Genomic DNA, 8,121 nt, shown 5'->3' with positions numbered 1-8,121 from the left:
CAGCTTGTAGGGGTTGTCGTTGAGTGCGCCGAACGTGCCTTCGCCCAGGAAGGACTGGTGCACCTGCCACTGGCCCTTGAGCAGGTTGGTCACCATGCCCTCGTAGTCGACGGCATGGCGCAGGGCTTCCCGCACCTTCGGGTTGGCCAGGATCGGGTTCTTCTGGTTCAGGCCGATATAGAGGATGCTCTGCTTGGGCTGCGCCAGGAGCTTGAAGTCCGGGCTCGCGGTCAGCTTGGCGATCTGGTCGGGCGACAGGTTGCGGGCGATGTCGGCGTCGCCCTTCTCGATCAGCAGCTGCTGGGTGGCCGGCTCGCCGATATGGCGCACGATCACCCGCTTCATCGCCGGAGCGCCCAGGTAGAAGTCCGGGTTGGCCTCCAGCGCCACCGCGTCCTTGGCCTTCCAGGACAGCAGCCGGAAGGCGCCGGAGCCGGCCGACTGGTTCTTCAGCCAGCCATAGCCGAGGTCGCCGTCGGCCTCGTGCTCCAGGACCAGCTTGGAATCGACCACCGAGCCCACGCCGGCCGACAGGGCGTTGAGCACGAGGCTCGGGGCGAACCGGTTGACCAGCGTCAGTTCCACCGTGTCCGGCCCGGTGGCCCTGACGTGCTCCTTCACGTTGTCGGCGGTCCAGCCGAACTGGGTCAGGATGAAGGCCGGCGTCTTGTCCAGGATCACCACGCGCTGCAGCGACCAGGCCACGTCCTCGGCGGTCACCGGGTTGCCGGAATGGAAGGTCAGGCCCGGCCTGAGCTTGAAGGTCAGCCGGCCGCCATCGTCGGCCACTTCCCAGCTCTCGGCCACCCCGCCGACCAGCTGGCTGAAGTCCTTGGGGTCCGGCGTGACCAGGCGGGTGTACATCTGCGCCACGATCTCGCCGCCGCTGAACTCGAAGCACTCGGCCGGGTCCAGCGTGATCATGTCGTCGATGTTCTTGGCCATCACCAACATGTCGGAGGGCGTGGCCGCCCCTGCCGGAAGGAAGCTGCCCGTCAGCGTCGCGGGTACCCCGACGCTGAAGGCCATCGCGGTCAACATCGTCCGGCGCTTCATGGCACGCTCCATTACCCACCCCATCCGGATTGACGGTATCGCCATGCTGCAGCGCGTCAAGCCGGGACAGCGTCAGCCGATTGCCCTCGACGCCTGCCCTGTCTAGACCGGACGCGCCCTGCCCCGGAGACTGACGCATGTCGAAGCTCGTCGTGGTCGACCACCCGCTGGTCCAGCACAAGCTCGCCCTGATGCGCCGCAAGGAGACACCCACCGCCGAGTTCCGCCAGCTGGTCAAGGAGATCGCCCTGCTGCTGGGCTACGAGATCTGCCGCGACCTGCCGCTGGAGGAGGTCGAGGTCGAGACGCCGCTGGAGCGCACCACCGTCCGGATGCTCTCGGGCAAGAAGCTCTGCCTGGTCTCGGTGCTCCGCGCCGGCAACGGCCTGCTGGAGGGCATGCTCGACCTGATCCCGTCCGCCCGGGTCGGCCATGTCGGCCTGTACCGCGATCCGGAAACGCTGCAGCCGGTCGAGTACTACTACAAGGTGCCGAGCGACATCGCCGAGCGCCAGGTGATCCTGGTCGACCCGATGCTGGCCACCGCCAATTCGGCAATCGCCGCGGTGCGCAAGGTCAAGTCCTCGGGCGCCACCGACATCAAGTACGCCTGCCTGCTCGCGGCCCCGGAAGGGGTGCAGAAATTCCACGCCGCGCATCCCGACGTGCCGATCTTCACCGCGGCACTCGATCGCGCACTCAACGACCATGGCTACATCATGCCGGGCCTGGGCGATGCCGGCGACCGGATCTACGGGACTCGATAACGGAGGAACGAGGATGAGCGGATCGGACGGGCGCCTGCCGGCCGAGCTCAATGGGCTGCGCGCGAGCATCGACAACCTGGACGCTGCGATCGTCCACCTGCTGGCCGAGCGCTTCAAGCTCACCCGGCGGGTGGGCGCGCTCAAGGCCGAGCATGCCCTGCCGCCCGCCGACCCGGCCCGTGAGCAGCGTCAGATCGAGCGGCTGCGGCAGCTCGCGGATACGGCCGGCCTGGAGCCGGAACTGGCCGAGAAGTTCCTGAACTTCATCGTCAAGGAGGTGATCCGGCACCACGAGGTGATCGCCCGCGAGCGCGCCCTGTCCAGGCAGGACCCGCCCTGACGGGGCGGGCCGTGTCAGGGCTCAGATGGTGAGGCCGCCGTCGATCACAGCGAGCGTGCCGGTCGTGTACGCGCTCTCGTCCGAGGCCAGATAGACCGCCAGCGCCGCGATCTCCTCGGGCGTGCCGAGCCGGCCCAGCGGCTGGCGGGCGATGAACTCCTTGCGTGACTGCACCGGGTCGGCCGCGGCGTTGATCCGGTCATCCAGCGAGGGCGACTGCACCGTGCCCGGGCAGATCGCGTTGCAGCGGATGTTCTGCTTCACGAAGTCCATTGCCACCGACTTGGTGAGCCCCTGGACCGCCGCCTTGGAGGCGCCGTAGGCGAAGCGGTTCGGCACGCCCTTGAAGGCACCGGCCACGCTCGCGACATTGACGATGCTGCCGCCGCCCTGCTCGATCATCTTGGGCAGGAACGCCTTGATGATCCAGAACATCGAGCGGACGTTCAGGTCGAAGGCGAACTCCCACTGCTCGTCGGTGCAGTCCAGGATCGTGCCGTTGTGGACATAGCCCGCGACGTTGCACAGCACGTTGATGCCCGGATTCTGTCCGGCGCAGGCACGGACCGCATCCGCGGACAGGACGTCCAGGCGCTCGGTGCGAATGCCTTCCACCTGCGCCAGGTCTTCCAGGGCATGGATGTTCACGTCGGTCGCGAGCACGTCGGCACCTTCGCGGGCGAAGGAAAGGGCGATCGCGCGGCCGATCCCCTGCGCGGCCGCGGTCACCAGGACGCGTTTGCCCGCGAGACGTCCACTCATCCCATCTACTCCAAGCGATCGAGGTCCAGAGCCGGCCGATCCCATCGGCCGGGCCGCACCAGTAGCGGACGCGGCCCCGACCCGAAAGGGTCCGGGGCCACACGCGACTGCCGGTTCAGATCATATACTGGCCGCCGTTCACGCTGAGGGTCGAGCCGGTGACGAACCCGGCATCCTCGCCCGCCAGGAACACGACGGCACGGGCGACCTCCTCGGGCTCACCCAGGCGTCCGACCGGAATCAGCGGCAGGACCTTGGTGTTGAGCACCTCCTGGGGCACCGCCTTGACCATGTCGGTCGCGATGTAGCCGGGTGCCACCACATTGACCGTGATGTTCGAGCGCGCCCCTTCCAGGGCCAGTGCCTTGGTGAAGCCCGAGGCACCGGCCTTGGCCGCGGCGTAGTTGGTCTGGCCGAACTGGCCCTTCTGGCCGTTGATCGAGCCGATCGTGATGATCCGGCCGAAGCTGCGCTTCTTCATGCCGTCGAAGACGCACTTGGACATGTAGAACAGCGAATCGAGGTTGGTCGCCATCACCTCGCGCCATTGCTCGATGGTCATCTTGCTGAAGCTGGTGTCGCGGGTGATGCCCGCATTGTTCACCAGGATGTCGACCGGGCCGAGCTCCGCCTCGACCTTGGCCACGCCGGCCTGGCAGGCCTCGAAGTCGGACACGCTCCACTTGAACACCGGGATCCCGGTCCGATCGGAGAATTCCTTGGCCGCCTGATCGTTGCCCGCATAGTTCGCCGCCACCTGGTGCCCCGCTTCCTTGAGCGCGACGGACACTGCAGCGCCGATGCCCCGAGAGCCGCCGGTAACGAGTGCAACGCGAGCCATGCCGGTTCTCCCCAATCGTTCCGCGGTCCCGTGGCGGGACCTTGCTCATTCATATGTCGTTTCCCGACCGGGCGGCGACACCCGGTCGGGAAACTATCATCAAAAAAGATCAGTCGCGGGCCACGCACATGGCGATGCCCATGCCCCCGCCGATGCACAGCGTCGCTAGGCCCTTCTTGGCGTCGCGCTTCTGCATCTCGTGCAGCAGGGTCACCAGGACCCGTGCCCCGGACGCACCGACGGGGTGACCAAGAGCGATCGCCCCGCCATTGACGTTCACCTTGGCCGTATCCCAGCCGAGGTCCTTGTTGACCGCGCAGGCCTGGGCGGCAAACGCCTCGTTGGCCTCGACCAGGTCGAGGTCGTCGGGCGTCCAGCCGGCCTTCTTCAGCGCCGCGCGCGACGCCGGGATCGGTCCGGAGCCCATGATCGCCGGATCGACGCCGGCCTGGGCCCAGGAGACGATCCGGGCCAGCGGGGTGAGACCGCGCTTGTTCGCCTCCTCCGCGCTCATCACGAGCACGGCCGCAGCACCGTCATTGATGCCGGACGCATTGCCGGCCGTGACCGTGCCGTCCTTGGCAAACGCCGCGCGCAGCTTCTGCATCGCCTCGATGGTGGCGCCAAAGCGCGGATACTCGTCCTGCTCGACCACCACGTCGCCCTTGCGGGTCTTAATGGTGACCGGGACGATCTCGTCCTTGAACCGCCCGCTCTTGACCGCCGCCTCGGCCTTGTTCTGCGAGGCCAGCGCGAACTCGTCCTGCTGCTCGCGGGTGATCTGCCACTTCTCGGCGACGTTCTCGGCGGTGTTGCCCATGTGGTAGCCGTTGAAGGCGTCCCACAGCCCGTCCTTGATCATGGTGTCGACCATCTCCACCGAGCCCATCTTGGCCCCGGCGCGGAGATAGGAGGCGTGCGGCGCCTGCGACATGCTCTCCTGGCCGCCGGCGATCACGATCGAGCTGTCGCCGCCTCGGATCGCCTGGTAGGCCATCGCGACCGTCTTCAGGCCCGAGCCGCACAGCATGTTGACGCCATAGGCCGGGACGTCGACCGGCAGGCCGGCATTCACGGAAGCCTGGCGGGCCGGGTTCTGCCCCTGGGCCGCCGTCAGGATCTGGCCGAGCATCACCTCGGAGACCTCGGCGGCGTCGACCTTGGCGCGCTCCAGCACGGCCTGGATGACGACCTTGCCGAGATCATGGGCCGGAAGGGTCGACAATGCGCCGTTGAACGACCCGATCGCAGTCCTCGCCGCGCTCACGATGACCACATCACTCATGATGTTCCTGCCCTTTCCTTGGCCAGTCCATTTGGCCCGACTGCCGCGGCGACTCCATCGGTGGCGGTCGGGCCGTTGTCGAAAGTCTCCCCCAGCCGGCCCACCGGTGCAAGCGACCTGCTCCACCGGGTGGCGTGTCGCCCATATTGGGCAAGGCTTCCGTTAATTTTTGTGAAGCCGATGTGGAACCCGGCGCGCAGGAATTGGGTTAGGCAACCAGTCGATCGCAAGATCGGAACCGATCCCTGGAAAGGAGGATGTAGGTCATGCGCAAGTCGTTTCTCGCCAGCGTCGCCGTGATTGGCTTGACCACTGCAAGTGTCGCCTATGCGCAGCAGGATGCCACGACTACGGACCCGGCCGCTCCTGCTGAACAGGTCACGCCAATGACCGAGCCGGAAGTGCCCGCGAGCGGTGACACCATGGGAGCTGCCGGTAACGAGGCTGGTGGCGCCGCGGAGCAGGGCATCGAGGGCGCAGGCCCAACCATGACCGAGAGCGACGGCGGCATGGGCACCGCGCCTACTGACACCGGCGCTGGTACCGGCACCAGCACGGCGCAGAGCTACCAGCCCTATAGTGGCCAGGAACAGGGCAGCTTCACCGGCACGATCGCCGGCGACTTCAGCGCCGACGAGCTGATGGACCGCAACATCGTCGACATGGAAGGCAACAATGTCGGCAAGGTCAGCGACCTGCTGATCGGCAGCGACGGCACGATCCAGAACGTGCTGGTCGATGTCGGCGGCTTCCTCGGCATCGGCACCCGCACCGTGGCGCTGGGCCTGGACCAGGTCCAGATGGCCCAGGGTGACGCCGAGGACCTCGTCGTCAATATGACCCGCGAGCAGGTCGAGAACCTGCCTCAGGTCGAGGAGCAGGACGGCACCTGGGGCACCATGCCCGAGACGCCCGACATGCCGGCCGATACCGGCACCACGGCCCCGGGCCTCGCCCCTGCACCGGGCACCGACCCGGCAGCCCCGGCCACCACGACCCCGTAAGTCCGGCGTCAGCCGACCAGGGATGACCACCCGGCCCGCCTGCTACGGCGGGCCGTTTGGCGTCCGGTCAGAGCTCCACCACCGGCGTCTCGCCCTTGGGCGGCTCGCCGCGCAGCTTCTCCCGCGCCAACGGGCTGAGCTGCAGGTTCAGCTCCTTGAGCTGCTTGTCGGTGACCCGCGACGGTGCGCCCAGCAGCAGCTCCTGGGCCTGCTGGTTCAGCGGGAAGGCGGTGACCTCGCGGATGTTCGGCGTGTCGGCCAGCAGCATCACGATCCGGTCCACGCCCGGCGCGATGCCGCCATGCGGCGGTGCGCCGTACTGCAGGGCGCGGAACATCCCCCCGAACCGGTTCTCCAGCTCCTCCCGGCCATAGCCTGCGACCTCGAAGGCCCGCACCATGATGTCCGGCCGGTGGTTCCGGATCGCACCCGAGGACAGCTCGATGCCGTTGCAGACGATGTCGTACTGGAAGGCCTTGATGGTCAGCGGGTCCTGGCCGTTCAGCGCCTCCATCCCGCCCTGCGGCATCGAGAACGGGTTGTGCGAGAAGACGACCTGCTTCAGGTCCTCGTCATACTCATACATCGGGAAGTCGACGATCCAGCAGAACCGGTAGGCGTTCTTCTCGCAGATGCCGAGCTGCTCGCCAGCCTGGTTGCGCACCTGGCCGGACAGTTTCTCCGCCCCTGCCTTCGTGTCGCAGACGAAGAACACCGCGTCGCCATCTGCGAGGCCGGCCAGCTCCTTCAGCCTTGCTAGCCGCGGCTCGTCCAGGAACTTCGCGACCGGCCCCTTGGCGGCACCGTCCTGGAAGATGATGTAGCCCAGGCCGGGCGCGCCCAGGCTCTGGGCGAACGCCACCATCTTGTCGAAGTAGGAGCGCGGCTGTTTGGCCGCACCCGGGGCCGGGATCGCGCGCACCACCGCCTGCTTGCCCTCGATCGCCCTGGCGAACACGGCAAAGCCGCCGCCCGCGAACACCTCGGTCACGTCCTGGATCTTGATCGGGTTGCGCAGGTCCGGCTTGTCCGAGCCGTAATGCAGCATCGCATCGTGATAGGCGATCTGCGGGAACGGGTAGGGCGTTACCGCCCAGTCGCTGAACTCGGTGAACACGCCGTGGATCACCGGGCCTACCGCGTCGAACACGTCCTGCTGGGTAACGAAGCTCATCTCGACGTCGAGCTGGTAGAACTCGCCCGGGCTGCGGTCGGCCCGGGCATCCTCGTCGCGGAAGCAGGGAGCGATCTGGAAGTAGCGGTCGAAGCCGCTGATCATGAGCAGCTGCTTGTACTGCTGCGGCGCCTGCGGCAGCGCGTAGAAATGGCCGGGGTGCAGCCGGGACGGCACCAGGAAGTCGCGCGCACCCTCCGGACTGGACGCAGTCAGGATCGGCGTCTGGAACTCGGTGAAGCCCTGGGCAGTCATCCGCTGGCGGAGCGAAGTGATGATCTTCGAGCGCAGGACGATGTTCTCGTGGATCTTCTGGCGGCGCAGGTCCAAGAACCGGTAGCGCAGCCGGGTCTCCTCGGGATAGTCGCGGTCGCTCGCCACCTCGAGCGGCAGGGTCTCCGCCGCACTCTCGATCGCGAACTCATCGAGCACGACTTCGACCGCACCCGTGGGCAGCGCCGGGTTGACGGTCGCGGCCTCGCGCGCCACTACCCGACCGGTCGCGGTGACTACGCTTTCCGCCCGCACCCGCGACGCTTCCTCGAAGAACGCGCTGGACGGCTGGCACACCAGCTGGGTGATGCCGTAGTGGTCGCGCAGGTCGATGAACAGGAGTTGCCCGTGATCGCGCTTGCGCTGGACCCAGCCCGACAGACGGACGGTGCTGCCGACATCGTCTGCGCGAAGCTGTCCGCAGGTATGGGTGCGGTAGAGATGCATGGGTTCCTCGTATTCACCAGCCCTGCCGGCTGTCTCGACCGCGCGTCTAGCCCTACCCGTCCCGCTCGTAAAGCGAGCCTCTCCCCGCAGATGGATTCCCTACCCGCATGCTGATCCAGGACAACGCGTCGCTCGCCGCCGTCTGCGCCAGGCTCGCGCACGAGGATTTCGT

9 protein-coding genes are annotated in these 8,121 nt (G+C 67.3%); 4 read left to right on the top strand and 5 right to left on the bottom strand.

Going from position 1 to position 8,121, the window contains the following annotated elements:
* On the bottom strand, positions 1-945 hold a 945-nt coding region (locus VNS22_RS14050; protein WP_325733429.1), incomplete at its 3' end, for an ABC transporter substrate-binding protein.
* Here VNS22_RS14050 and VNS22_RS14045 point away from each other — a divergent pair.
* The 3 genes from VNS22_RS14045 to VNS22_RS14035 are packed head-to-tail and all read left to right on the top strand — an operon-like array spanning position 923 to position 2,163.
* Positions 923-1,162: a hypothetical protein gene (locus VNS22_RS14045; protein WP_325733427.1), complete on the top strand. Its 240-nt coding sequence runs from the start codon at positions 923-925 to the stop codon at positions 1,160-1,162. The genes VNS22_RS14050 and VNS22_RS14045 overlap by 23 nt on opposite strands.
* Before the next feature lie 31 nt (positions 1,163-1,193).
* On the top strand, positions 1,194-1,823 hold the full coding sequence (upp, locus tag VNS22_RS14040) for a uracil phosphoribosyltransferase (protein WP_325733425.1): 630 nt from the start codon (positions 1,194-1,196) through the stop codon (positions 1,821-1,823).
* A gap of 13 nt (positions 1,824-1,836) precedes the next feature.
* Complete coding sequence (locus VNS22_RS14035; RefSeq protein ID WP_325733423.1) at positions 1,837-2,163, top strand: chorismate mutase; 327 nt, start codon at positions 1,837-1,839, stop codon at positions 2,161-2,163.
* A gap of 21 nt (positions 2,164-2,184) precedes the next feature.
* On the opposite strand, the gene VNS22_RS14030 is transcribed toward VNS22_RS14035, so the two are convergent.
* The 3 genes from VNS22_RS14030 to VNS22_RS14020 all read right to left on the bottom strand — a co-directional run bounded on the left by VNS22_RS14030 (position 2,185) and on the right by VNS22_RS14020 (position 5,054).
* Positions 2,185-2,925: an SDR family oxidoreductase gene (locus VNS22_RS14030; RefSeq protein WP_325733421.1), complete on the bottom strand. Its 741-nt coding sequence runs from the start codon at positions 2,923-2,925 to the stop codon at positions 2,185-2,187.
* A 115-nt stretch (positions 2,926-3,040) separates the two neighbouring features.
* Positions 3,041-3,766, bottom strand: a complete 726-nt coding sequence (gene phbB / locus VNS22_RS14025; protein WP_325733419.1) for an acetoacetyl-CoA reductase — start codon at positions 3,764-3,766, stop codon at positions 3,041-3,043.
* A gap of 109 nt (positions 3,767-3,875) precedes the next feature.
* Positions 3,876-5,054 (bottom strand): acetyl-CoA C-acetyltransferase, encoded by a 1,179-nt coding sequence (locus VNS22_RS14020; protein WP_349261786.1) that lies wholly within the window; start codon positions 5,052-5,054, stop codon positions 3,876-3,878.
* A gap of 263 nt (positions 5,055-5,317) precedes the next feature.
* On the opposite strand from VNS22_RS14020, the gene VNS22_RS14015 reads away from it, so the two are divergent.
* On the top strand, positions 5,318-6,055 hold the full coding sequence (locus VNS22_RS14015) for a PRC-barrel domain-containing protein (protein ID WP_325733415.1): 738 nt from the start codon (positions 5,318-5,320) through the stop codon (positions 6,053-6,055).
* 67 nt (positions 6,056-6,122) lie between these two features.
* Here the strand turns inward: VNS22_RS14015 and aspS are convergent, their stop codons facing one another.
* Complete coding sequence (aspS, locus tag VNS22_RS14010; protein ID WP_325733413.1) at positions 6,123-7,949, bottom strand: aspartate--tRNA ligase; 1,827 nt, start codon at positions 7,947-7,949, stop codon at positions 6,123-6,125.
* Between the last annotated feature and the right edge of the window lie 172 nt (positions 7,950-8,121).

The sequence above is a fragment of the Geminicoccus sp. genome (assembly GCF_035556675.1).
In the GTDB taxonomy this organism is placed as follows: Bacteria; Pseudomonadota; Alphaproteobacteria; order Geminicoccales; family Geminicoccaceae; genus Geminicoccus.
This window is presented reverse-complemented; position numbering and strand designations above follow the sequence as displayed.

Coding starts and splice junctions, on each gene's coding strand:
- upp (WP_325733425.1), top strand. CDS start 1,194: ATGTCGAAGCTCGTCGTGGTCGACCACCCGCTGGTCCAGCACAAGCTC.
- phbB (WP_325733419.1), bottom strand. CDS start 3,766: ATGGCTCGCGTTGCACTCGTTACCGGCGGCTCTCGGGGCATCGGCGCT.
- VNS22_RS14035 (WP_325733423.1), top strand. CDS start 1,837: ATGAGCGGATCGGACGGGCGCCTGCCGGCCGAGCTCAATGGGCTGCGC.
- VNS22_RS14030 (WP_325733421.1), bottom strand. CDS start 2,925: ATGAGTGGACGTCTCGCGGGCAAACGCGTCCTGGTGACCGCGGCCGCG.
- VNS22_RS14045 (WP_325733427.1), top strand. CDS start 923: ATGTCGTCGATGTTCTTGGCCATCACCAACATGTCGGAGGGCGTGGCC.
- VNS22_RS14015 (WP_325733415.1), top strand. CDS start 5,318: ATGCGCAAGTCGTTTCTCGCCAGCGTCGCCGTGATTGGCTTGACCACT.
- aspS (WP_325733413.1), bottom strand. CDS start 7,949: ATGCATCTCTACCGCACCCATACCTGCGGACAGCTTCGCGCAGACGAT.